At 66.7% G+C, this 23962-nt stretch carries 15 protein-coding genes, 1 tRNA gene and 1 pseudogene; 14 read left to right on the top strand and 3 right to left on the bottom strand.

Annotated features, from left to right (window positions below):
* Positions 1-1156 (bottom strand): IS3 family transposase gene (locus tag ACXDF8_RS25470; RefSeq protein WP_457223387.1). Its coding sequence is split into 2 segments (ribosomal slippage), with 1154 coding nucleotides annotated over them: positions 1-869 and positions 872-1156; the frame shifts between segments, so codons are not numbered across the junction. This gene is flagged as partial in the annotation.
* Positions 1157-1442: 286 nt separating this feature from the next.
* Between ACXDF8_RS25470 and mobF the strand changes: the two genes are divergently transcribed.
* The 3 genes and pseudogenes from mobF to ACXDF8_RS25485 all read left to right on the top strand — a co-directional run bounded on the left by mobF (position 1443) and on the right by ACXDF8_RS25485 (position 5521).
* Positions 1443-4247, top strand: coding sequence for a MobF family relaxase (gene mobF, locus ACXDF8_RS25475; protein WP_457226066.1), 2805 nt, complete (start codon positions 1443-1445; stop codon positions 4245-4247).
* Between the two features lie 528 nt (positions 4248-4775).
* Positions 4776-5000: pseudogene (locus tag ACXDF8_RS25480) on the top strand (site-specific integrase); the annotation flags it as partial.
* Positions 5001-5122: 122 nt separating this feature from the next.
* A complete protein-coding gene (locus ACXDF8_RS25485) occupies positions 5123-5521 on the top strand; it encodes a site-specific integrase (protein WP_457226045.1) in 399 nt (132 codons plus the stop codon).
* A 58-nt stretch (positions 5522-5579) separates the two neighbouring features.
* On the opposite strand, the gene ACXDF8_RS25490 is transcribed toward ACXDF8_RS25485, so the two are convergent.
* Together ACXDF8_RS25490 and ACXDF8_RS25495 are read right to left on the bottom strand one after the other, a co-directional pair.
* Positions 5580-5653, bottom strand: a tRNA-Arg gene (locus tag ACXDF8_RS25490).
* A gap of 85 nt (positions 5654-5738) precedes the next feature.
* Positions 5739-6029: a hypothetical protein gene (locus tag ACXDF8_RS25495; protein ID WP_457226046.1), complete on the bottom strand. Its 291-nt coding sequence runs from the start codon at positions 6027-6029 to the stop codon at positions 5739-5741.
* 337 nt (positions 6030-6366) lie between these two features.
* On the opposite strand from ACXDF8_RS25495, the gene ACXDF8_RS25500 reads away from it, so the two are divergent.
* The 11 genes from ACXDF8_RS25500 (at position 6367) to ACXDF8_RS25550 (ending at position 23959) form a co-directional block, all read left to right on the top strand.
* Positions 6367-7572, top strand: coding sequence for an alpha/beta hydrolase fold domain-containing protein (locus ACXDF8_RS25500; RefSeq protein ID WP_457226047.1), 1206 nt, complete (start codon positions 6367-6369; stop codon positions 7570-7572).
* Between the two features lie 51 nt (positions 7573-7623).
* Positions 7624-7884, top strand: coding sequence for a hypothetical protein (locus ACXDF8_RS25505; RefSeq protein WP_457226048.1), 261 nt, complete (start codon positions 7624-7626; stop codon positions 7882-7884).
* A 111-nt stretch (positions 7885-7995) separates the two neighbouring features.
* Positions 7996-9480, top strand: coding sequence for a wax ester/triacylglycerol synthase family O-acyltransferase (locus ACXDF8_RS25510; RefSeq protein ID WP_457226049.1), 1485 nt, complete (start codon positions 7996-7998; stop codon positions 9478-9480).
* Positions 9480-11156, top strand: a complete 1677-nt coding sequence (locus ACXDF8_RS25515) for an HAD-IB family hydrolase (protein WP_457226050.1) — start codon at positions 9480-9482, stop codon at positions 11154-11156. The genes ACXDF8_RS25510 and ACXDF8_RS25515 overlap by 1 nt, the downstream gene beginning before the upstream one ends.
* Complete coding sequence (locus ACXDF8_RS25520; RefSeq protein WP_457226051.1) at positions 11153-13489, top strand: glycerol-3-phosphate 1-O-acyltransferase; 2337 nt, start codon at positions 11153-11155, stop codon at positions 13487-13489. Before ACXDF8_RS25515 ends, ACXDF8_RS25520 begins: the two co-directional genes overlap by 4 nt.
* A complete protein-coding gene (locus tag ACXDF8_RS25525) occupies positions 13473-15479 on the top strand; it encodes a bifunctional copper resistance protein CopD/cytochrome c oxidase assembly protein (RefSeq protein ID WP_457226052.1) in 2007 nt (668 codons plus the stop codon). The genes ACXDF8_RS25520 and ACXDF8_RS25525 overlap by 17 nt, the downstream gene beginning before the upstream one ends.
* Positions 15480-15611: 132 nt before the next feature.
* The gene (locus tag ACXDF8_RS25530; RefSeq protein WP_457226053.1) at positions 15612-16073 is read left to right on the top strand and encodes a single-stranded DNA-binding protein; all 462 of its coding nucleotides are present in this window, start codon (positions 15612-15614) and stop codon (positions 16071-16073) included.
* 114 nt (positions 16074-16187) lie between these two features.
* Complete coding sequence (gene ettA / locus ACXDF8_RS25535) at positions 16188-17861, top strand: energy-dependent translational throttle protein EttA (protein WP_457226067.1); 1674 nt, start codon at positions 16188-16190, stop codon at positions 17859-17861.
* 53 nt (positions 17862-17914) lie between these two features.
* Positions 17915-22768 (top strand): NAD-glutamate dehydrogenase, encoded by a 4854-nt coding sequence (locus ACXDF8_RS25540; protein ID WP_457226054.1) that lies wholly within the window; start codon positions 17915-17917, stop codon positions 22766-22768.
* The gene (locus ACXDF8_RS25545; protein WP_457226055.1) at positions 22761-23174 is read left to right on the top strand and encodes an acyl-CoA thioesterase; all 414 of its coding nucleotides are present in this window, start codon (positions 22761-22763) and stop codon (positions 23172-23174) included. The genes ACXDF8_RS25540 and ACXDF8_RS25545 overlap by 8 nt, the downstream gene beginning before the upstream one ends.
* On the top strand, positions 23171-23959 hold the full coding sequence (locus tag ACXDF8_RS25550) for a DUF8185 domain-containing protein (protein WP_457226056.1): 789 nt from the start codon (positions 23171-23173) through the stop codon (positions 23957-23959). Before ACXDF8_RS25545 ends, ACXDF8_RS25550 begins: the two co-directional genes overlap by 4 nt.
* The last annotated feature ends 3 nt before the right edge of the window (positions 23960-23962 follow it).

The following is a 23962-nucleotide window of genomic DNA, read 5'->3' on the forward strand; positions in this document are numbered from 1 at the left end:
GTCATGATGGCTTCGAATTCGATGGGGGTCAATCGGCCCAAGCGGGCTTGCCTTCGACGGCGGTGGTAGGTGCGTTCTATCCACGTGACGATCGCGATGCGGAGGTCATCGCGGGTGGGCCAGCGTTGGCGGTCGAGGACGTTGCGTTGCAGCAGAGAGAAGAAGCTTTCCATGGCGGCGTTGTCCCCGGCGGAGCCGACCTGTCCCATGGAGCCGAGCATCTGATGGCGCCGTAGCGACCGCTGGAGTTTTCGGGAACGAAATTGGCCGCCCCTGTCGGTGTGCAACGTGCAACCAGCGACTGTGCCGCCGCGGCGGGCTACGGCGGACTCGATCGCGTCAACGGCCAATTGTGAGGTCATCCGCTCAGCGATGGAGTATCCGACAATTCGGTTGGACCACACGTCCTTGACCGCACACATGTAGACCTTGCCCTCAGCGGTCGGGTGCTCGGTGATATCACTGAGCCACAACCGATTTGGTCCCAGCGCAGTGAACTTGCGACGCACCAGATCCTCGTGCGCCGGGGCGCCAGGTAAGCCCTTGCGGCCGCGACGTCTCTTGCCGAACGCACACCACCATTGGTTGATCGAGCAGATCTTCCACACCGTACGTTCACTGACGTTGTGGCCGGCGGCGCGGACCTGATCGAACAACAGCCGGTAACCGAACTCAGGATCCTCGCGGTGGGCGTCGAAGATCGCATTCGCCAAATGCGCCTCGTCGTACTCGGCGTCGGTGACTGGACACGACAGCCAGGCGTAATAGTGCTGGCGGTGAAGCTTCAAGACCCGACACGAGACCGCCACCGGCACCCGGATCGGGGCACCGGCTGCGGCCAGCTCCTTCACGAGCGGGTAGAGCCTTTTCCCGGTAGCGATCCTCGCGCCAGATAGGCCGCCGCCTTGCGCAAGACCTCGTTCTCTTGCTCTAGCAGGCGATTGCGCCGCTTGAGCTCTCGGTTCTCTCGCAGCACATCCGGGGCTGCGACCGACTTCGGGCCTTCATCGGCATCAGCCATACGAAGCCACGAATTCAGCGTGGTCTGGTGAATCCCGAAATCGCGAGCGACCTGCTCCACAGACACCCCAGGGCCACGCTCGCGCGCCACCCGCACCACGTCACGGCGGAACTCCTCGGGGTAGGGCTTAGGCACAACGACATCCTTCCAGCCTGACAGCTCGTCAAGCGATTTCAGATGTCACAGATCCGTTCATCAGCCCCTTCAACCCTTCAGAGTTCATCTATCTCATCAATCATCTGCCCAATCCCGTCCATCCCCAACAACTCCTCATCTACTCTCGTCGGATACCAAAACACTTTCCCCACAGCACTTCTCGCCAACATCTACCGCAAATACTCTTGGCACATTTGCACAGGAGTGCGAGACTGGTTGTGGCGCAGTAAGCGTCGAAGGCTCCGATTCATGAGTGGGCGCACTGGTGTTGACGATTTCGAAGCTCAAGCGGTCGTCGGTTAGCTACTACATCGACACCGCCAAGGCCGCGGAGCGCGCCAACTCTGACCTCCAGCGGGCCAACGGTGGCCTAGGGGAGTGCTACTCCGAACACGAGACGCGGACCCCAATGTGGTTGTGCGCGGGCGACACCCATACCGCGGCGCGCTTTGTGGGTTTGAACGATGTCCAGCGCGCCGGAGGAGAAGCCGATTCTGCGGTCGTCACGCGGTGGCTTGACGACGGTGACGCGCCAAACGGCGCGCGTGGACGCGCCTTCGCCACCCGCGGTGTGCACGGCTTCGATTTGACCTTCGCCGCGCCGAAAAGCGTGTCGCTATTGCGTGCTCTGCGCGCGGATGAGGTGGTCGAAAATGCGATCGCTGCGGCGCATACGACCGCGATCTCGGAGGCGATGGAGTACCTGGCCGCGCATGCCGGCTACACCCGCGTACACAACAGCGCGACGGGGGAGAAGGACCTGGTGAAGTTGCCGGGATTGGTCGCGGTGGCGTATCAGCATGAGGCGTCACGGTGCGGAGACCCACGCCTCCATACCCATGTGATCGTGCCGAATCGGCAAGCCCGCACCGATGGGGCGCTGGCATCGATCGACGGGACGTCGCTGTATCACGAAGCCCGTGCAGCGGGAGTCATTTACCAAGCCACGTTGCGTCGCGAACTACACCAATCGCTGGGAATCGAATGGGCGCCGGTGGATCCGGGAACCGGGATGGCCGAGGCCGCCGGGGCTGATCGCGACACCATAACTGCGTGGTCGCGGCGCTCGTCGCAGCTACGGGAGTGGGCGGCGCACAACCTCGTTTCGGTGGACGGCCCGTTGAGCGCGGCGCAGCTTGCGGCGGCACAAAAAGCGACGCGTCCCGCCAAACCCGAAGAGCTTGCGTGGAGCGATTTGCAGCGGCAGTGGAGCGAAGACGCGCGGGGTTTTGTTCTGGACCGCGCCGCGTTTCTGGAAGCGCGGGCGGCGCGGCGCGAGGCGGGGCGAAGCGCGTTTGACGGCGCGAGTTTGGCTGCGGCCGCGGAGAAAATCGACAAGGCGGTGTTCACCCGCGCGGATCTCGTTGAGTTCGTCGGCGCGCAACTTCCCGTCGACGGCGAGCAGTCGCCGCGCGCCGCGGTGGAGTCCGCAGTCGACACGATTGGGATGCCGTTGACCGCACCGCGCGCCGCCCACGAGCGGGAGGGTCACGAGCGCCTCACCCTGGCGCGGATCTTGGCCGAGGAAGGCGCGTTACTGCGCCTCGTCGACGCGAGAAGCGATCGCGCGATGCTCTGGGTTCGCGACGACGACACCGCCGGACTGTCGCAGGATCAGAAGACCGCCGTGCAGAACATTGGCGAGTCGCCCTGGCTCGTACAACCTCTGTCGGCGCCGGCGGGCGCGGGCAAGACCACCTCCCTCCGCGCGCTCGCCAGCGCGGCGCACCACCGGTTCGGTGCGAGCGTTCTTGTCCTTGCTCCGACCGGCCAGGCTGTGGACGTCGCGATCCGCGAAGGCGCCGGAGACGACGGCCTGACGGTCGCCAAAGCGCTGCAGTCGTTGAGCAACAACACCTTGAAGTTCGATCAATCGACCCTCGTAGTGATCGATGAAGCCGGCATGGTCGGGACCGACGATCTGCGCCAGCTCTTGACCGCCACCACGCAGGCGGGCGCTAAGACGGTTCTTGTGGGTGACGCCAGCCAGTTGGCACCGGTCAAGGTCCGCGGCGGCATGTTCGCCCAACTCTGCACCGACCTTCCGTGGACGCAACACCTCTCCGAAGTGTGGCGGATGACAGACCCGGAAGAACGCACCGCGTCCCTCGCGCTGCGCGACGGCGAACCAGCTGAGCGCCGTGACGCCGTCGACTGGTATCGCAGCCACGATCGGTTGCACCGCGGTGACGCGATCACCATGGCCGCCGATGCGCTCGCCGCTTATACCGCCGACACCGCGCTCGGCCGCGACGCCTTGCTCGTCTGCGACACCACTGAGATGGCCGATGCCCTCAACCTCCGCATCCACAACGAGCGGATCGACCGGAGCTTCCCTTCTGTTCAAGGGCCCCGAGGACAACGACTCAGCGTCGGGGACCTGATCATCAGCCGCCGCAATGACCCCACCATCGCCTTCCACCACTCAACACCCAACGTCGAATCGGTCCCGTCTGTGCGCAACGGAAACCGATGGCGGGTCGCCGCAATCGATGCGAAGACGAATCGTGTTGCGGCCGAACGCCTCGACGACAAAGCCCACGTCGTCTTCGACAACGACTACGTGCGGGATCACGTCAGCCTCGGTTATGCCGTCACCGTTCACTCCGCCCAGGGCGTCACTGCCGACGCTTGCCACGCTGTCCTCAGCGACACCACCAACCGCAATCTGCTCTACGTCGCAATGACCCGTGGACGACATGCCAACATGGCCTACATCTACAAACGCAGCACCGAAGCGAACGAGTTCGGTCACGAAGAACACGCCGGAACTCACGTCGCGCAGCGGGGTGATAGCCGCGAAGCGGCGATCCTCATTCACGGAATCCTCGCGAACGACGAACCGGCCGTCACCGCGCATGACTACGCCGCCCAGACGGTCAACGAGGCTCTACCAGAGCGGGTCCGCGACCTCGTCAGCAAGCGGACCGCCGCCACGGAACGCCGACAAGAGAGCTACGACGCCTGGAAGGCCCAGCGGCAAGGACGTGACCGCAGCAGGAGCGAAGGTATACAGCGGCGCGTCGACAGAAGCCAACACAGCCGCACCGAAAACGGATTCGAACTTTGAGTCGATATTTCGTGTGGAGTTTGTTTTTCAAGACCATGGTGAGGGTCGCCCGACAACTCGGGTCATGGAGGCGACGGATACCTGGCCGCAGGACAGAGGGCACAGGCCTGGCAGGACCCAGCCGTGGCCGACGGCATCATCGCCGCGCTCGGCGTGGAGTTTCTGTGTGAACCGTGGAAGTAGATACCTCACATACCTCGGCGGAGCGGGGTTGTCAGTCCTCCGTGGGACTATTCAACGGTTATGAGGAATCGGCAACAGAAGCGTGCACGGCGGCAGCGGCGTACAGAGAAGCGGACCAGGCAATCGGGGGTCAATACAGCCATGTCTTCCAACCGGCCTACCTGCCAACCCGCGGCGATGGAGCTGCCAGACATGAGTGACCTCCCTGTCGGAGTGCAGCGTGTCGTGCAAGCGATGTACGGAATGGCTCCAGTCAAGTTCATGGCTGGCGTGAAGGTGGGGGAGGCGTCCGCCGCGAGACTGGATGCCGCCCTGCGGTCCATGCGCACCGCTCACGGGGCCGTGATGGCCCGCCAATCTAGGACCCTGCTCCGGGGCGCCCTTCAACTGGCGGTTCTCAACAACGTGCTTGGCACCAACCCTGTCCGCGACGTCCAATCCATCAAGTCCAAGCAACAGCCCAAAGGCGCCCAAGCGCTCACCGCGGATCAACTGCGAGACCTGCTCGCCAAGCTGAGGGCTTCGGAACCGTGCCGTCAACGCGATCTCACCGACCCCATCACCCTGTTGATCGCGACCGGTGTGCGCCGCTCCGAACTCCTGGCGCTGCGGTGGACCGACTTTGACGAGGAGGCAGGAACGATCTCCGTCTGCGGCAAGGTCATCCGCGAAAGGCGAAGGGATTGGTCCGCGTGGACGAGACCAAAACCGCGGCCGGGCGCCGGGTCATCCCACTGCCCGCCTTCGCGATCGTCACCCTCACCGAGCGCCGCAACCTGCCCTACCTCGGACAGCAATCGGTCATCTTCCCGTCCACTAACGGAACCCTGCGCGACCCCGACAACTTCGCAGGGCAGTGGCGCAGAATCCGCGACGAATTGGGCGTTCCGGACGTCAGCTCGCATAGCTTCCGCAAGACGGTGGCGACGCTCATCGACGACGCCGGGCTCTCCGCTCGCATTGGCGCCGATCACCTCGGGCACGCCAAGGTTTCGATGACCCAGGACCGCTATATGAGCCGAGGCCGGGTCCACAACGAGGTGGCGAATCTGCTGGATAGGGCCGTAGCTGACAACTCAGGTCCGCTATAAACGCCGAATAAACGCCGACCGCTCTTATTCAGTAGGCCTAAATACCACCTCTGACCAGCGCCCCCGGCAGGAATCGAACCTGCGACCTAGGGATTAGAAGGCCCTTGCTCTATCCAACTGAGCTACGGAGGCAGCGCGCGGACAGTTTAACCGGGTCCGTTTGCGGGACCGTCCCGGTGTGAACTGAAATCTTGGTGAGCGCAGATCCGCGGCGCCATTACGAAGCGCCGAACCGGGCTTCCAGCCGGTTCCTGAGTCGGTCGAGTTCTTTGATCTTCTCCCGCAGCCGCAACACGGGCTCCGGGGTGCTGGTGCGGCCCCAGCCAGCTTCGCGCCGACCCGCCCAGCGGTGCTGGGCGATGGCCATCAGCACCTGTAGGTCGTCGATCTCGGCCTGGATCAACTGGCTGAAAACCCTGGCCTGAGCGGCGTCGTTGGGGTGGATGGGGCCCGGGCCGGAGCCGTCGTCAACCCACGGAGCCACCGCAGCGGCAGACGACCCACTCACAGGACGCGGAACCTGATCCTCCACAAGCACCCACAAATAGTCGGGTCATCTACTTGGGGTTTCCTGTGAATGCGCACACCGGACGCTGAAGCGCGACCTGAAGTTCGCTTTGCTGAGAAGCGATCGTCGCGGCCGAGCTATCTAGCCTGTGTCACAACCGCGCGGTCCTCTGGCCTGCAGCGATCTTTCAATCTCCTGGCGCGACGCGCAGAATATCCTTGTCTTTGACCGGATTTGGGCTATTGTGTGACGGTCGGCACACGCCAGCTCTGCGCGCCGCCCCCGCGGCCTGGCAAACGCGTTAGGTCGGCTAAGGGCAAGGGAGTCTGAGAAGCGCATGGGCAGTCCGATCGAGCAGGTCACCGCGCGATGTACGCGGGCCTATCACACTGGCTCCCTCCTGCTGCGCGGGTCGCCCGCCGCCGCCGGCTGGCTGCTGGGTTGGCTCTCGGCCGAGTTTGCGCCGCACGTCCTCACCGGCCACGCACTCTCGGCTGTCCCGTCGCCCCTGGAGAAGGTCGCCGCGTCTCTCGCCGCCCAGCGCGCCGACACCGTGCTCGACGCGGCACTGCAAGAGACGTTCGGCCCCGACTACACCACGACCGTGCACCACCCCCTCGCGCCGTACACCGCGCGCCGGCCCGCGCTGGCCGCCGTGATCGAAGCCATGCGCCACCGGCGCCGCTACGCCGCGACCACCACCAACATCCCCTACGGCTCCAGCGGCCGGAGCAACCTGCTCGACATCTGGCGTCGCCCCGACCTACCGGAGGGCACCCGAGCCCCGGTCCTCATTCAGGTCCCCGGCGGCGGATGGTCGGTCAACGACAAGCGCGGCCAGGGCTACCCGTTGATGAGCCGGATGACCGAGCTCGGCTGGATCTGCGTCTCCATCAACTACAGCCGCAGCCCACGCAACGCCTGGCCCACCCATATCGTCGACGTCAAACGTGCCATCGCCTGGGTGCACGAGAACATCGCCCAGTACGGCGGCGATCCCGACTTCATCGCCATCACCGGCGGCTCCGCCGGTGGGCACCTGTGCTCGCTGGCCGCGCTGAGCTCGGGGGACCCGCAGCTGCAGCCCGGCTTCGAAGACGCCGACACCAGCGTGCAGGCCGCCGCACCGTTTTACGGCGTCTACGACCTGACCAACGTCGACAACATGCACGGCCTGATGATGCCGCTGCTCGAACACGTCGTGATGCAGCGCCGGCTGACCGAAGACTCCCAACTGTTCCGCGACGCGTCCCCGATACTCCGCGCGCACCGCGACGCGCCGCCGTTCTTCGTGCTGCACGGGCAGAACGACGCCGTCATCCCCAGTTCGCAGGCTCGTGCTTTCGCCGCCGCCCTGCGCGCGGCCGGCGCCCACACCGTCGCCTACGCCGAGCTGCCCAACGCCCATCACGCGTTCGACACCATCGCCACTCTGCGCTGCCAGCTCGCGGCGGAGTCGGTCGCCGCATTCCTCGGTATCACCTACGGCCGCCACGTCGACGGTCGCAAGCGGGGCAGACGGGCAGTCTGCTCGGCGAGCTGACGGACACACTGAAATTTCGAGACGTTCGGTTCTCAGGCTGGGGGAGGTCTGATGGACGACCTGCTGGACAAGCTCCGTCAGGCCCTCGAACACGAGGTCAGTATCGAGGCTTTGATCGAGGCGGCGCTCTGGCTCGCGGTGCCGTATCTGCTGATCGGACTTACCTGGGCCTTCTTTCACGCCGAACAGGTGGGCCAGCTCCACGACCATCTGCAGCGGATGCTCCCGGCGGGCGCGGAGGCAGCCTCCTACGCCGTCGCCGCGGTGCTGTGGCCGGCCCTGTTGGTGTTGCCACCGATCTGCTCGGCCTGAGGTCACAGACGACTCACAATCACCGCCGTTACCGCCGCGCGCCGACTAGCGTGGTTCTGGCGTTCATGGATCCGGGTAGAGGAAGGTGCTGGTCGAGATGAGGAGGGATCGATGAGCGGATCTGTCGATGCGAACGGCATGCCGTCCGAACTCGGTGCACTCGACATGCTGCTCCATCGTGGTGAAGCCAACCCCCGCACTCGGTCGGGCATCATGGCGCTCGAACTCCTCGACACCACCCCAGACTGGGAGCGATTCCGCAGCTGCTTCGAGAACGCCTCGCGGAAAGTGCTGCGCCTGCGCCAGCGGGTCGTCGTGCCGACCCTGCCGACGGCCGCGCCGCGCTGGGTGGTCGACCCCGACTTCAACCTCGACTTCCACGTCCGTCGCGTCCGGGTGCCCGAACCGGGCACCCTGCGTCAGGTGCTGGACCTTGCCGAGGTGAGTTTGCAGTCGCCGCTGGACATTTCGCGTCCGCTTTGGACGGCAACCCTCGTCGAAGGGCTCGAAGGCGGCAAGGCTGCCACCCTGTTGCACCTCAGCCACGCAGTCACCGACGGGGTCGGTGCCACCGCGATGTTCGCCGAGATCTATGACCTGGAGCGCGAACCCGCTCCGCGGCCCGCTCCGCCGATGCCCGTTCCGCAGGACCTCTCGTCCACCGACCTGATGCGCGAAGGGATCAACCAGCTGCCCGGCGCGATCGTGGGCGGCCTGCTCGGTGCGGTTTCCGGTGGACTGTCGGTGGTCGGGCGCGTGGTGCGCAACCCGGGCACGGCGGTGTGGGACGCCGTCGACTACGCCCGCTCCGGGCGGCGGGTGATGGGCCGCGCCGCCGAGCCGTCACCACTGCTGCGCCGACGCAGCCTGTCGTCGCGCAGCGAGGCCATCGAGATGCGGCTGTCCGACCTGCGTTCAGCCGCGCACGCCGCAAGCGGCTCGATCAACGACGCCTACCTCGCGGGGTTGTGCGGCGCGTTACGGCGCTACCACGAGGCGCTCGGCGTGCCGGTGAACAGCCTGCCCATGGCGGTTCCGGTGAGCCTGCGTGCCGAGGCCGACCCGGCCGGCGGCAACCGCTTCGCCGGCGTCAACCTCGCCGCCCCGATCGCCGTCGCCGACCCGGCCGTGCGGATCCAGAAGATCCGCAAGCAGATGACGTCGCGGCGAGAGGAGGCGGCGATCGACCTCGTGGGTGCGGTCGCCCCGGTACTCGGGCTGCTTCCCGACGCCGTTCTCGAGGCGATGAGTAGTTCGGTGATCGCCTCCGACGTGCAAGCCAGTAACGTACCCGTCTTCGCCGATGACACCTATATCGCCGGGGCGAAAGTGGTGCGGCAGTTCGGACTTGGCCCGCTTCCCGGCATCGCGATGATGGTGGTGCTGGTCTCCCGAGGCGGATACGCCACGGTCACCGCACGCTACGACCGCGCCTCGATCACCGACGAGGACCTCTTCGCGCGATGCCTGCGAGAGGGTTTCGACGAGGTGCTGGCGCTGGCCGGAGACCCGCCGCCGCGCGTGGTACCGGCATCATTTCCCGACCCTGTCGACGAGTCCGCACCCCGCACCACGAACGGATCGGTGACCTTCTGATGAGCGACACGGAGATGCGGCTGCCCGGTTCGGTAGCCGAGGTGAAGGCCAGCCCGCCGGGGCCGAAGATCGGGGCGTTCTTCGACCTCGACGGCACGCTGGTAGCCGGTTTCACCGCCGTCATCCTCACCCGGGAGCGGTTCCGCAGCCGCGACATGGGCATCGGCGAGCTGATCACGATGATTGCCGCCGGGCTCAATCACCAGCTCGGCAGGCTGGAATTCGAGGAACTCATCACCAAGGCCTCCCAAGCGCTGCGCGGGCGGGCGCTGTCCGATCTGCACGAGATCGGCGAGCGGCTGTTCGTCCAGAAGATCGAGGACCGCATCTATCCCGAGATGCGCGAGCTGGTGGCCGCCCACCTCGAGCGCGGCCACACCGTCGTGCTCAGTTCCTCGGCGCTGACCCTTCAGGTCGAGCCGGTCGCCCGCTTCCTTGGTATCGACAACACCCTGACCAACCGGTTCGAGGTCGACGAGAACGACGTCCTGACCGGCGATGTGATCCGGCCCATCCTGTGGGGACCCGGTAAGGCGAACGCGGTGCAGAAGTTCGCCGCCGAGAACGACATCGACCTCAAGCACTCCTACTTCTATGCCGACGGCGACGAGGACGTCGCCCTGATGTATCTGGTGGGCAACCCACGTCCGACCAACCCCGAGGGCAAGATGGCCTCGGTAGCGCGCCGGCGCGGCTGGCCGATCCTGCAGTTCTCCAGCCGCGGCGGCGGTGGCCTGATGGGCCAGGTTCGCACATTGCTCGGTGTCGGGGCTCTGGTTCCGGCGGCCTACGGTGCGGTCGGCTGGGGTCTGCTGACCCGCAGCAGGCGACGCGGGCTGAACTTCTTCACCACCGCCTTCCCCAATCTGTTGTTGGCCGCAAACGGAGTTCGGCTCAACGTCCAGGGCGCGGAGAACCTGCGCAAACAGCGTCCTGCGGTGTTCATCTTCAACCACCGCAACAACGCCGACCCGGTGATGGTGGCTTCGCTGTTGCGGGACAACTGGACCGGTGTGGGCAAGAAGGAACTCAAGGACGACCCCATCGTCGGCACGCTGGGCAAGCTGACCGACACGGTCTTCATCGACCGGGACGACCCCAAGGCCGCCGTCGAAACCATGCACGAGGTCGAGAAACTGGTGGCCAAAGGGCTGTCGATCATGATCGCCCCGGAGGGCACCCGGCGGGACACCCGGACTGTCGGACCGTTCAAGAAGGGCCCGTTCCGGCTAGCCATGGCCGCGGGCGTGCCCATTGTGCCGATCGTCCTGCGCAACGCGGAGGTGATCGCGTCGCGGGATTCCTCGACGATGAACCCAGGCACCGTGGATATCGTTGTCTACCCGCCGCTTTCGGTGCAGGACTGGACGGTCGACGACCTCCCCGAGCGCATCGAGGGCGTGCGCCAGCTGTATCTGGACACCCTGAAGAACTGGCCGGACGGCGACCAGCCGCTGCCGTCGATCTACCGCGCCGCCCCGGCCAAGGAGGCGCCGGCCGACAAGGCCGAGACGAAGAAGGCCCCAGCCAAGAAAGCCCCAGCCCAGAAGGCCCCAGCCAAGAAGACGGCGACTAAGAAGGCGCCGGCCAAGAAGGCTGCCGCGAAGAAGGCGGCCGCAAAGAAGACCCCGGCGAAGAAGACCGCCGAGCCGCCCATCGCGGAAGGCCGGCCATGAGCAGCTCCGATCACCTGACCGACTTCAGCACCACCGACGACGCGCTGGTGCTCGCCTCGGTGTCGTCCAAGGCCGAGTTCGAACTGCTCAACGACTGGCTGCACGCCCAGCGGCGAGCCCACCCCGACACCAAGGTCGAGGTGCTGCGGCTACCCGCCGGCGACCCGCCGCCCGGGGTGGTCGCCCAGCTCGTCGAAGAACTCAATGTGGGCGAGGACCGGCTGGTCGTGCCGGTGCGGGTGTTCTGGGTTCCCGGTGGGCTGCCCACCCGCGTGAAGGTCGTCGGCCTCATCTCCGGGCGCGACACCTACCGGCCACCGGAGATGTTGCAGCGCAGCATCCTTCGCAAAGACCCGTCGCGTGCCCGCATCGTCGCCGGCGAGCCGGCCAAGGTGTCCGAACTGCGCCAGCAGTGGCACGAGAACACCGTCGGGGACAGCCCGCGCGACTTCGCCCGGTTCGTGCTCCGCCGCGCCGCGCTGGCGATCGAGCGGATGGAGCTGCGGCTGCTGGGACCGGAATATAAGTCGCCGCAACTGATCACCGACGAGCTGATGGCGTCGTCGCGTTTCATGGACGGCCTGGAGAAGATTCCCGGTGCCGACCCGGCCAAGGCCGAGGAGATGCTCAACGAGCTCGCCACCGGCTGGAGCAGATTCTCCGTGGACCTGATCCCCAACCTCGGGCGGGCCATCTTCAGTCGAGGATTCGACCCCCGAATCGACTACGACACCATGGAAATCGAGGCCATGCGCCGCGGCCTGGAAGACCACCCGGCGGTGCTGCTGTGGTCGCACCGGTCCTACCTCGACGGCGTCATCGTCCCGGTGGCAATGCAGGAGAACAAGCTGCCGCCGGCCCACACCTTCGCCGGCATCAACCTGTCGTTCGGCTTCATGGGTCCGCTGATGCGCCGATCCGGTGTCATCTTCCTGCGCCGCAAACTCGACGACCCCGTCTACAAGTACGTGCTGCGTCAATTCGTCGGCTACATCGTCGAGAAGCGCTTCAACCTGAGCTGGTCGATCGAAGGAACCCGTTCGCGCACCGGAAAGATGTTGCCGCCCAAGCTCGGGCTGCTGGCCTACGTCGCCGACGCCTACCTCGACGGCCGCAGCGAGGACATCCTGCTGCAGCCGGTGTCGATCAGCTTCGACCAGCTGCACGAAACCACCGAGTACGCCGCCTACGCCCGCGGTGGTGAGAAGACTCCCGAGAGCGCGGAGTGGTTGTACAACTTCATCAAGGCGCAGGGGGAGCGCAACTACGGCAAGATCTACGTCCGCTTCCCCGAAGCGGTGTCGATGCGGCAGTACCTCGGTGAGCCGGGCGGGCGGATCGCGTCCGATCCCGCCGCCAAGCGCCTGGCCATGCAGAAGATGGCGTTCGAGGTGGCCTGGCGGATCCTGCGGGTCACCCCGATCAACGCCACCGGACTGGTGTCGGCGCTACTGTTGACCACCCGTGGCCGGGCGCTGACCCTGAGCCAGTTGCACCACACGCTGCAGGACTCGCTGGATTACCTTGAGCGCAAACAGAATCCGATGACCAATAGCGCGCTACGGTTGCGCACCCCCGAAGGGGTGCGCGCTGCGGTCGACGCCCTGTCCAACGGCCATCCGGTGACCCGGGTCGACGGCGGCCACGAGCCGGTGTGGCGGATCGCACCCGAGCGGGAACACGAGGCCGCCTTCTACCGCAACACCCTCATCCACGCGTTCCTGGAGACCGCGATTGCCGAACTGGCCTTGGCTCATGCCGGGCGGGCGCCCGACGGAGACCGGATCGCCGTGTTCTGGGAACAGGCGATGCGGCTGCGCGACCTGCTGAAGTTCGACTTCTACTTCGCCGACTCCGCGGCCTTCCGCGAGCATCTCGCCGAGGAGATGTCCTGGCAAGACGATTGGGAGGTGCAGGTCGCCGCCGGCGGAGAGGCCGTCGACCGGCTGCTGCGCGACAAGCGACCTCTGATGGCCCACGCCATGCTGCGGCCGTTCTTGGAGGCCTACCAGATCGTGGCCGACGTGCTGTGCGACGCGCCCACCGACATCGGCGAGAAAGAACTCACGAAGCTGGCGCTCGGCGTGGGTGCCCAGTACGCCGCGCAGGGCCGCATCCGCAGCAACGAATCGGTGTCGGCGTTGCTGTTCGCGACCGCGCGGCAGGTCGCCGCCGACCAGCATCTGCTCGAACCCGGGCCCGAATTGCCGCAGCGGCGGCGGGCGTTCCTGCACGAATTGCAGGACATCCTGACGGATATGGACCGCATCGCCAGGCTATCGGCCCAACAGTTCTACGGCCGCGAACAGAAACTACGTGAGCAGTCCGGCTGAGCGCACCGCCGCGGTGTGGCCGGTGCTGGCACTGGTCGCACTTCTGGCCGGTGTCACCGCCGCGGGTATCGGTGCGCTGTCGCTGGCCGAGGCGCTGACCGCAACCGGGCTGCCCGACGCCGGCCCGATCACCACCCTCGGCCTGCCGTTCGTGCGGGCCGCCGGCGAAATCGCCGCTGTATTGGCCGTAGGGTCATTCCTGTTTGCGACGTTCTTCGTCCCGCCTCAGGACAACGGGGTGCTCGACGCGGGCGGCTACCGGGCGCTGCGCTTGGGCGTGACGGCATCGGCCATCTGGGCGGTCTGCGCGGCCCTGCTGGTTCCGCTGACGGTGTCCGACGTCTCCGGTCAGCCGCTGCGCGACCATCTCAACCCGGTTCAGCTGTGGTCGGTGGCCAGTCTCGTCGACACCGCCGGCGGGTGGCGCTGGACCGCGTTCCTGGCGTTGACCGTCGCCGTCGCGGGCCGTGCAGTGCTGCGCTGGTCGTGGACACCCCTGCTGCTGGCCGGCTCGCTGCTGACGCTGGTTCCGCTCGGGCTGACCGGTCATTCCTCGGCGGGCGGATCGCACGACCTGGGCACCAACAGCTTGATGATGCACCTACTGGCCGGCGCGTTGTGGGCCGGCGGACTGTTGGCATTGCTGGCCCATGTGCTGCGTGGTAGTGAGCACGCTGGCCTTGCGGCACGGCGCTTTTCGGCCGTGGCGTTCTGGTGTTTCGTCGCGATGGCGTTCTCCGGGTCGCTCAACGCCTTCATCCGGATTCGACTGGGTGATGTGTTCACCACCGAATACGGCCGTCTGGTGATGGTCAAAGTTGTCGCACTGGGCGTGCTGGGGGCGATCGGCTGGCGGCAACGCCGCGGGCCGGTACGCGCCCTGCACACCGACCCGTCGGCGCGCGGGCCGTTGATCCGGCTGGCCACCCTTGAGGCCTTGGTGTTCGGCCTGACGTTCGGCGTCGCCGTGGGCCTGGGCCGCACGCCGCCCCCACCGCCGATCGAGGCCAACCCGTCCATCACGGAGGTCGCGCTCGGATACGACCTCGCGGGGCCGCCGTCGGTGGCCCGCATCCTGCTGGACTGGCGGTTCGATCTCGTCTTCGGTACGGCCGCCCTCGTGCTCGCCGCGGTGTACCTGGCCGGGGTGATCCGGCTGCGCCGCCGGGGCGACGCCTGGCCGGTAGGCCGGACCGCCGCCTGGCTACTGGGCTGCGCCGTGCTGCTGTTTACCACCTCGTCGGGGGTGGGCCGCTACATGCCGGCGATGTTCAGCGTGCACATGGCCGGCCACATGTTGCTGTCGATGCTGGTGCCCATCTTGCTGGTGCTCGGAGCACCGGTGACGCTGGCGCTGCGGGCGCTGCCCACCGCGGGCAAGGGCAATCCGCCCGGGCTGCGTGAGTGGTTGCTCGACGGGTTGCACAGCCGGTGGTCGCGGTTTTTCACCCACCCGGTCGTGGCCACCATCATGTTCGTCGCCGGCTTCTACGGCCTCTACTTCAGCGGCCTGTTCGACGCCGCGGTGAGCAACCACGGCGCGCACGTGTTGATGAACCTGCACTTCCTGATCAGTGGTTACCTCTTCTACTGGGTCGTCATCGGGGTCGATCCCACGCCGCGGCCGCTGCCGCCGGTGGCCAAGGTCGGCATGGTGTTCGCCTCGCTGCCGCTGCATGCCTTCTTCGGCGTGGTGCTGATGGGCATGGATCAGGTGCTGGGGGAGAGCTTCTACCGCTCACTACGGTTGAGCTGGCACACCGACCTGCTGGCCGATCAGCATCTCGGTGGTGGGATCGCCTGGTCCGCGGGGGAGGTCCCGCTCGTCGTGGTGATGATCGCGCTGCTGATCCAGTGGAGCCGCAGCGACCGGCGCACGGCCAAACGGCTGGACCGCGCCGCCGACCGCGACGACGATGCCGACCTGGCCGCCTACAACGCCATGCTCGCCGAGATGGCGCGCCGGGACACCGACGGCGTCAACCACTGAGCTGTCCCCAGTCCCGAGTTCATCCACAGCCGCCTCCGGGCGAGCCCGTCGACCGTTCCCGATTGTCAGGGGTTCGCGGCTGACTGGAGTGGCACATCACACGCAGTGGATTGAAGGGAAAGGACCACAGCCATGTTCGAAACCCACCTGACCGTCGTCGGCCGCATCGTCACCGACCCGCGCCGCAGGATCGTCAACAACCAGGAACTGATCAGCTTCCGGGTTGCCAGCAACTCGCGGCGCCGCACCGGCGACGGCACCTGGGAGCCCGGCAACTCGTTGTTCATCACGGTCAACTGCTGGGGCAAGCTCGTCACCGGCGTCGGTGCCGGTCTGTACAAGGGCGCCCCGGTGATCGCCGTCGGCGACGTCTTCACCAGCGAGTACGACGACAAGGACGGGGTGCGGCGCTCGTCGCTGGAGATGCGGGCCACCGCGGTCGGCCCCGATCTGTCGCGGGCCATCGTGCGCATCGAGCAGCCGCAGCCCAAGCCCGCCGAGCCCGTCGAGACCGTCGCCGAGGAGCCGGACGCCGAGGACCTGGCTGCCGTCGAGGACGCGGAGGATGCAGCGGGGCTGGCCCTGTCGGCTTGACGGCCGGGTGGCCGCGCTGGTCGCAGGCCAGCGCGGCCGCAAGGGCAGGATGCCGCGGCGCCTAGGATGGTCGACGAGCTGTTCACGACCAAGACGGAAGGCAATACCGCGGCCATGGCCGAATTCATCTACACGATGCGCAAGGTCCGCAAGGCGCACGGCGACAAGGTCATCCTCGACGACGTCACGCTGAGCTTCCTGCCCGGGGCCAAGATCGGCGTCGTCGGCCCCAACGGCGCCGGCAAGTCCAGCGTCCTTCGGATCATGGCCGGCCTGGACCAGCCGAACAACGGCGACGCGTTCCTGGCCAACGGCGCCACCGTGGGCATCCTGATGCAGGAGCCGCAGCTCGACGAGACCAAGACGGTCCGCGAGAACGTCGAAGAGGGCGTCGCGATCAAGGCCAAGCTCAACCGGTACAACGAGGTCGCCGAGCTGATGGCCACCGACTACACCGACGAGCTGATGGACGAGATGGGCAAGCTCCAGGAAGAACTGGATGCGGCCGACGCCTGGGACATCGACTCCCAGCTCGAACAGGCGATGGACGCGTTGCGCTGCCCCCCGCCTGATGAGCCCGTGACCCACCTCTCCGGTGGCGAGAAGCGCCGCGTGGCCCTGTGCAAGCTGCTGCTGAGCAAGCCAGACCTGCTGCTGCTCGACGAGCCCACCAACCACCTCGACGCCGAGAGCGTGCTGTGGCTCGAACAGCACCTGGCGGCCTATCACGGCGCCATCCTGGCGGTTACCCACGACCGGTACTTCCTGGACAACGTCGCCGAGTGGATCCTCGAACTCGACCGCGGCCGCGCCTACCCCTACGAGGGCAACTACTCGACCTATCTGGAGAAGAAGGCCGAGCGCCTGGAGGTCCAGGGCAAGAAGGACCAGAAGCTGCAGAAGCGGCTCAAGGAGGAGCTGGCCTGGGTGCGCTCCGGCGCGAAGGCCCGGCAGGCCAAGAACAAGGCCCGCCTCGGCCGCTACGAGGAGATGGCCGCCGAAGCCGAGAAGACCCGCAAGCTCGACTTCGAGGAGATCCAGATCCCCGCGCCGCCGCGGCTGGGCAACGTCGTCGTCGAAGTGGAGCACCTGGACAAGGGTTTCGACGGGCGCGTGCTGATCAAGGATCTGTCGTTTACGTTGCCGCGCAACGGGATTGTCGGGGTGATCGGGCCCAACGGTGTCGGCAAGACCACGCTGTTCAAGACCATCGTCGGGCTGGAAGAGCCGGACAGTGGCACCGTGCGGGTCGGCGATACGGTCAAACTGAGTTACGTCGACCAGAACCGTGGCGGTATCGACCCCAAGAAGAACGTCTGGCAGGTCGTGTCCGACGGGCTGGACTACATCGAAGTCGGCCAGAACGAGATCCCGTCGCGGGCCTACGTCTCGGCGTTCGGCTTCAAGGGACCCGATCAGCAGAAGCCGGCCGGGGTGCTCTCCGGCGGAGAACGCAACCGGCTCAACCTGGCGCTGACCCTCAAAGAGGGTGGCAACCTGATCCTGCTCGACGAGCCCACCAACGACCTGGACGTCGAGACGCTGTCCTCGCTGGAGAACGCGCTGGAGAACTTCCCCGGCTGCGCGGTGGTCATCAGCCACGACCGCTGGTTCTTGGACCGCACCTGCACGCACATCCTCGCGTGGGAGGGCAACGACGACAACGAGGCCAAATGGTTCTGGTTCGAAGGCAACTTCGGTGCCTACGAAGAGAACAAGATCGAGCGCATGGGAGCCGACGCGGCCCGTCCGCACCGGGTCACCCACCGCAGGCTCACACGCGACTAATGTTGGCGGCTGCGGACCAGTGTCGGTTCGCACGCTGATCAGGAGTCGTAGGTATGACGGTTGACCCCAAAGCTGCCGAGTCACTGGATGAGGCCTACCTCGCTACCTATCGCGGTCCGCACGGCGGGGCCCCCGACGGGGACGCCGCCGAGACCGGACCGCTGGTGGCTGCAGCCGCCAAACGCGTGGTGCCGCCGGCCCTGATCGCCGCGCACGAGCGCCTCGCGCACAGCAGAGTGGTCGGGGAGACCCTCGTCGCGATCTACCCGAGCGACGACCCGGGCGGCTTCGGGCCCGCGCTGCAGATCGTCACCGACCAGGCCGCCATGCTGCTGGACTCGGTCACGGTGTTGCTGCACCGGCTCGGCGTCGCCTACGTCGCGCTGATGAACCCGGTATTCCGGGTTCGCCGTGGCGCAGGCGGTGAACTGCTCGAGGTGCGGCCGGTGAACGACGACCTGGCAGGCGCGGATTCCGGGAGCGAGGAGTCCTGGATCCATGTCCAGCTGTCGACGCTGGTCAACGGCAAGGCGCTGGCTGAGGCGGAGCGGATGCTGCCGATGGTGGTGGCCGACGCCCGCCAAGTGGCCCTGGACTCGACGGCCCTCAGTGCCGCACTGCACGAGTTGGCGCGCGAACTCGACGACGACTCGGGAACGCGGTTCGCCGGGCCCGACCGTGAGGATGTCGCCGACCTGCTGCGCTGGCTGTCGATTGGCAACTTCGTGCTGTTGGGCTGCCAGGACTGCATGGTCAGCGACGGCAAATCCACCGTGATCGAGTCCAGCCGGCTCGGGGTGGCGCGGTTGCGCACCGAGGTGCTGCCAGAGCTCACCCATCCACGCGACCTGCTGGTGCTTGCGCAAGCCACCATGGCCAGCTTCCTGCGCTACGGGGCGTACCCGTACATCGTGGTGATTCGCGAGCATCGGTCCGGCGGGCAGGAGCGAAGCGACTCGGGGAGTATCGCGGAAGGCGATATCGAGCACCGGTTCGTCGGCCTGTTCACCGCTACCGCCATGAGTGCCAATGTGCTTGACATCCCGCTGATCTCGCGACGAGTCCGCGAAGTGCTCGAGCTGTCGAACAACGACCCCAGTCACCCTGGACAGCTGGTGCTCGACATCGTCCAGACCATTCCGCGCTCGGAGCTGTTCGCGCTGACCGCCGAAGAACTACTCAAGATGGCGACCGCCGTTGTCGACCTCGGTTCGCGACGCCGAGCATTGCTGTTCCTGCGCGCCGCCCAGCTCGGCCACTTCGTGTCCTGCCTGGTCTACCTGCCCCGCGATCGGTACACCACGGCGGTTCGGTTGGAGATGCAGAACATCCTGGTGCGCGAATTCGGCGGTGTAAGCATCGACTACACCGCCCGTGTCAGCGAATCGCCCTGGGCTGTAGTTCATTTCACCGTCCGACTGCCCGACGGGGCCACCCGCCAGTCGATCGACGCCAGCGAGGCGAATCGAGCCCGTGTGCAGGAGATGCTCACCGAAGCCCTGCGCACCTGGGGTGACCGGCTGTTCGGCTCCGCGCGAGCGGGCCAGATCGACCTGGCGATCGCCGAGCACTATTCCGAGGCGCTGCCTGAGGAGTTCAAGCAGGCCGTCACCTCGACTGAAGCCATCACCGATATCGGCATCATCGAAGCGCTGCACGAGGATTCGGTCAAACTGCAGTTCGAGCAAGGCGACGATGGCAACGATGCCTTCCTCACCTGGTACCTCGGTGGATCGACCGCATCCCTGAGTCACCTGCTGCCGATGCTGCAGTGCATGGGGGTGCTGGTGCTTGAGGAGCGCCCGTTCACCGTGGTGCGCCCCGACGGGCTGAAGGTCTGGATCTATCAGTTCAAGATCCGCCCCGACGCCTCGATGCCGGACTCGCAGACGCAGGAGGAGTGGGACAACACCGCGGTGCGGTTCTCCGAGGCCGTCACCGCGATCTGGCAGGGACACGCCGAGATCGACCGTTTCAACGAGCTGGTGCTCCGCGCCGGGCTCACCTGGCAGCAGGTCGCGGTGCTGCGTGCCTACGCAAAGTATCTGCGGCAGGCGGGTTTTCCCTACAGTCAGTCACACATCGAGTCGGTGCTCAACGGCAATCCCGGTACGGCGCGTTCGCTGATCGCGCTCTTTGAGGCTCTTTTCGACCCGGAGTCGGCGGCCAGGGGGCTCGACGCCCAGGCGGCCGCGGCCGAGGTGACCGCCGACATCGACGCGCTGGTCAGCCTCGACACCGACCGGGTACTGCGGGCATTCGCCTCGATGATCGAGGCCACCCTGCGCACCAACTTCTTCGTCACGCGTCAGGATTCCGCACGGGCCCAGAATGTGTTGTCGCTCAAGCTCAATCCGCAACTGATCGACGAATTGCCGCTGCCGCGACCCAAATTCGAGATCTTCGTCTACTCGCCGCGCGTCGAAGGCGTTCACCTGCGGTTCGGCTATGTCGCGCGCGGCGGCCTGCGCTGGTCGGACCGCCGCGAGGACTTCCGCACCGAGATCCTCGGACTGGTCAAGGCGCAGGCGGTCAAGAACGCCGTCATCGTGCCCGTTGGGGCCAAGGGCGGGTTCGTCGTCAAGCACCCACCGGCCCCCATCGGGGACGCCGCCACCGACCGGGATGCGTTGCGCCACGAGGGAATCGCCTGCTACCGCCTGTTCATCGCCGGGCTGCTCGACGTCACCGACAACGTCGAGCGGGCCACCGGCGCAATCATCCCGCCTGCGGGTGTGGTGCGCCGCGACGGTGACGACGCCTACCTCGTCGTCGCTGCGGACAAGGGGACGGCCACGTTCTCCGACATCGCCAACGACGTCGCCGAGTCCTACGGCTTCTGGCTCGGCGACGCATTCGCTTCCGGCGGTTCGGTGGGCTACGACCACAAGGCCATGGGCATCACCGCCAAGGGCGCCTGGGAAGCCGTGAAGCGGCACTTCCGGGAGATGGGGGTGGACACGCAGAGCGAGGACTTCACCGTCGTCGGCGTTGGCGACATGAGTGGTGACGTGTTCGGCAACGGAATGCTGCTCTCCCAGCACATCCGGCTGATCGCCGCCTTCGACCACCGCCACATCTTCGTCGACCCCGCCCCGGGCGCGGCCCGCTCCTGGGAGGAACGCCGCCGCCTGTTCGAGCTGCCCCGCTCGAGCTGGGAGGACTACGACGCCAGCCTGATTAGCGCCGGCGGCGGGGTGTTCAGCCGCCAGCAGAAATCGATCCCGATCAGCCCGCAGATGCGCAGCGCGCTGGGCATCGAGGACGCGGGCGAAGAGATGACCCCACCGGCCCTGATGCGCGCCATCCTGCAGGCTCCGGTGGACCTGCTGTTCAACGGCGGGATCGGCACCTACATCAAGGCCGAGTCCGAATCCCATGCCGACGTGGGCGACCGCGCCAATGACACGTTGCGCGTCAACGGCAACCAGGTGCGAGCCAAGGTCGTCGTCGAAGGCGGCAACCTTGGCGTGACGTCCCTGGGCCGCATCGAATTTGACCTGTGCGGCGGCCGGATCAACACCGACGCCATGGACAACTCGGCCGGCGTCGATTGCTCCGACCACGAGGTCAACATCAAGATCCTCGTCGACGCCCTGGTCACCGCGGGCAAGGTCAGCGCCGACGAACGCACCGACCTGCTGGCCTCGATGACCGACGAGGTGTCGCGGTTGGTGCTGGCCGACAACATCGACCAGAACGACCTGATGGGCACCAGCCGGGCCAACGCGGCGACGCTGCTCAACGTCCACGCCCGCCAGATCCGTGAACTCGAGGAGCACCGGGGACTCAACCGCGAGCTGGAGGCGCTGCCGACCAACAAGGAGATCCGGCGCCGCCAGGAGATCGGAATCGGGCTCACCTCACCGGAATTGGCGACGCTGATGGCGCACGTCAAACTCGCGCTCAAGGACGAGGTTCTGGCCAGCGACCTGCCGGACCAGGAGGTGTTCGCCGCCCGGCTGCCGCGGTACTTCCCCAGCCAGTTGCGGGACAACTTCAGCGCCGATATCCGCAACCACCAGCTGCGTCGCGAGATCATCACGACGATGCTGGTCAACACCGTCGTCGACACCGGCGGGATCACCTACGCCTATCGGGTCACCGAGGACGTGGGTGTCGGCTACGTCGACGCGGTGCGGACTTTCGTGGCCACCGACGCGATCTTCGGCGTCGGTGATGTGTGGCAACGGATCCTCGAAGCCGGCCATAACAACGGGCTGCCGGTCGACATCGCCGACCGGATGACACTGGATCTGCGCCGGCTGCTCGACCGGGCGTCGCGCTGGCTGCTCAACTACCGGCCGCAGCCGCTGGCCGTCGGCGCCGAGATCAACCGCTTCGCCGCCAAGGTCGCCGAACTGACCCCGCAGATGTCGCGGTGGTTGCGCGGCGACGACAAGGCTATCGTCGAGAAGGAGGCCGGTGAGTTCGTTGCCGCCGGCGCCCCCGCCGACTTGGCGTATGCGGTGTCGACGGGCCTGTACCAGTACAGCCTGCTTGACGTGATCGACATCGCCGACATCGCCGAACGCGACCCGGCGGAAGTGGCCGACACCTATTTCGCGTTGATGGATCACCTCAGCACCGACGGGCTGCTGACGGCGGTATCCGGTCTGCCCCGCGACGACCGCTGGCATGCTTTGGCGCGCTTAGCGATCCGTGACGATATCTACGGTTCGCTGCGGGCGCTGTGCTTCGACGTGCTCGCCGTCGGCGAGCCCGACGAGACCGGCGAGCAGAAGATCGCCGAGTGGGAGCACACCAATGGTTCGCGGGTCGAGCGGGCCCGCCGCACGCTGGCCGAGATCTACGCCGACGATGAGCGCGACCTGGCCACCCTGTCGGTGGCCGCGCGCCAGATCCGCAGCATGACCCGGACGAGTGGAACAGGATCAAGTGGCTGAGGGATTCACCACCGGCGTGCACGTGCGCTGGTCGGACATCGACATGTACCAGCACATCAACCACGCCACGATGGTGACGATCCTGGAAGAAGCCCGGGTGGATTTCCTGCGGGAGCCGTTCGCCGCGGACATCGCCACCATCGGACTTCTCATCCACGAGGTGCAGGTGCTCTACAAAGGTCAACTCCGCCTTGCCGATTCGCCGTTGCAGGTGACGATGTGGACCAAGCGGCTGCGGGCGGTGGACTTCACGCTCGGTTACGAGGTGCGCTCGGTGAGCGCCGATCCGGACTCGCGGCCCGCGGTGATCGCCGAGACGCAGCTGGCCGCGGTGCACATCGAGGAGCAGCGTCTGGTCCGGCTCTCGCCGACCCATCGGGAGTACCTGCAACGCTGGTTGCGATGAGTCCCGGCGGGCAGGAGCGTAGCGACGGGGGGAGGAGCACCGGCGGGCAGGAGCGTAGCGACGGGGGGAGGAGCACCGGCGGGCAGGAGCGTAGCGACGGGGGGAGGAGCACCGGCGGGCAGGAGCGTAGCGACGGGGGGAGGAGCACCGGCGGGCTGTTCGTCCCCGACGCGGTCGGGCGCAACGACCTGGCCGCGTTCGTCGAACGGGCACTGCGCCTGGACGAGGCCGCGGTAGTGCGGTTGCGGGCCCGCGGCGAGGGTGTGGTGACGGCATGGGTGGCCACGGGGTTCGACGTGCTGGCGGTGCGAGCAGTCCCTGGCACGGTATCGCCGGCTGACTTCTCCTGCGCAGCAGACGCATTGGTGCGCGGGCTGCGTGACGCCGGGGCTGCCGGAGACATCGACACCGGCTATCCGATGGACTCGGCGTGGCGCGGTGCGCTGCCGCCCGATTCCGGCTTCGTCCACCTCGATGACATCCCCGCCGCCGTGCTGGCCGACCTGGCCCGCCGTGGGGCGGGGCTGGCTCGCGAACACAGCGGCGCGCACGGGCCACCGCCGTCACTGCTGGACCAGGATGTCGTGCAGGTGAGTTCGGGCGACGCAAGCGTCGGCGTTCCGATGCGCTGTGTGTTCGCCTTGACTGCAATGGGATTCATGCCGGAGGCTCCGACCGACGAGGAGATCGTGCGGGTGCGGTTGCTCCCGTCGTGGTTGCGGATCGACGCCCGGTTCGGCTCGGTGTACCGTCGTCGCGGCGATCTTCTGACCGTGCTGCGATAGGAG

The organism is Mycolicibacterium sp. CBM1 (assembly GCF_054073305.1).